The 1,294-nt window shown below is 56.9% G+C and carries 2 protein-coding genes; both read right to left on the bottom strand.

Annotated features, from left to right (window positions below; genetic code table 11):
- On the bottom strand, positions 1-716 hold a 716-nt coding region (locus A3730_RS23070; RefSeq protein ID WP_156501315.1), incomplete at its 3' end, for a hypothetical protein.
- A gap of 209 nt (positions 717-925) precedes the next feature.
- The coding region (locus A3730_RS23065) for a ferrochelatase (protein ID WP_197477588.1) at positions 926-1,294 on the bottom strand (369 nt) is incomplete at its 5' end.

The following is a 1,294-nucleotide window of genomic DNA, read 5'->3' as shown; positions in this document are numbered from 1 at the left end:
TCTTCACTATTTTCTTCGCTCGGCTCTGCGACGATAAAGACCGCCAGCAAACCATGCGACAGGAACAACGCTTCATCGCGAGGCTGCACCGTACTGACCAGCAATCGCATAGACTCCTTCCCTGCATCGCCAATGTTCACCATCCCGGTGTATTTGCGCGTTAGGCACTCCTGCATGAGCGCATCCAGCTGCACCTGAGACTGTCGAAAGGACAGTCTCAGGCGATTCTCTTCGAGCCTCACCGAGGCTGCTCTCATCAACTGCTTCTCTGCTTCCGCAGACACGAAAACCACGTTCTGCTGACCGTCCAGAAGCAACATGGCTCCCTGTCTTTGCCGGTAGACCGCAATCTGACGATCATCCAATAGTCTGGCGGCTTCCTCCTGACGAAGGGCTCTGGCAATGTGCGGCATTAGCCCTTCAATCAATTCCTTTACAGCAGCCCCAAACTCGCCCTGCTCTGCTGGACGCTGCACAGTCAGCACCAATAGTGCATCGTCCGTATCATGCCGAACATCACACAGGGTGAGCGCGGACGCGCCACGGCTGTCGGACTTTGCAAGGGCGCGGCTACTCTGATAACCGCCCAGTCGCTGGTCGTTCTCCCTATTCAGCATCAACAGTTGAGCGGATTGCCCACCGCTCAATACACTGATCCGGTCCAGGCAATCCTGCCATCCATCTCTTTGATGCGCCGCGAAATAAATCGCGTCCATAATCTCTGCCAGATCCTTGTCCCGCGACACCCCGGTTCCTCCCTATCTCTTGAGGTTCAGAGTAATCAGGCAGCGCTATCCGCGCATCCCCCAAATGGGGGACTGACAGCAAAACGCCCGCATAGGCGGGCGTTTGAGGCAAGGAAGGGCGATATGAGCGAGGGAGCCAGCCTGAAAGACTGAGTACGCAAGGAGTTATTCAAGGTTCCCTAACGGTCCGCGCCCTGTTGGCGGGCTCGCTGCTGTCGCTCTCTCAGGCCCACGGCGTCATTTTCCAACAGCTCCCAGCCCTGAAGATTATCTTCGATAAGCTGAGTCAGGGCATCCAGGTGCGCCGGCTCGGCATTCATGGCAGAGATATAGGCAAAAGACTCGCCACCGGCCGCCTCGAAGTAACCCCGGTTCTCCTCATCGATTTCCTCTACCGTTTCCAGGCAATCCGCAGAAAAGCCGGGGCAAAAAACCTGCACGGATTTCACGCCCTGCCCGGGCAGGGATTTCAGGGTGGCGTCGGTGTAAGGCTGCAGCCATTCTTCCCGCCCGAAACGAGACTGGAACGTCGTCATCCATTGATCATC

The organism is Alcanivorax sp. HI0044 (genome assembly GCF_001634945.1).
This window is presented reverse-complemented; position numbering and strand designations above follow the sequence as displayed.